The organism is Arthrobacter sp. USHLN218, from assembly GCF_037144715.1.
In the GTDB taxonomy this organism is placed as follows: domain Bacteria; phylum Actinomycetota; class Actinomycetes; order Actinomycetales; family Micrococcaceae; genus Crystallibacter.
In genome coordinates this window covers 1-223 of sequence record NZ_JBBCYT010000042.1, presented here as the reverse complement: position 1 = coordinate 223, position 223 = coordinate 1, and the positions used below count along the sequence as shown (strand labels likewise).

The window sequence follows — 223 nt, the reverse complement described above, 5'->3', positions numbered from 1 at the left end:
CGCCGAAAAGACCCTGGTCGCCGCCGGCCAGTGCACCAAGGTCGACGCCGACGCCGACCCCGCCGCCGTCGGCCTGCTCGGCTGCGGCGTCATGGCCGGCATCGGCGCCGCGATCAACACCGGCGACGTCAAACGCGGCGAATCCGTCGCCGTGATCGGCTGCGGCGGCGTCGGCATCGCCGCCATCGCCGGCGCCAAACTCGCCGGAGCGACCACGATCATC

General features: G+C 73.5%; 1 pseudogene. It reads left to right on the top strand.

Annotation, left to right across the window (positions count from 1 at the left end):
• Positions 1-223: pseudogene (locus tag WFH44_RS21495) on the top strand (S-(hydroxymethyl)mycothiol dehydrogenase); the annotation flags it as partial.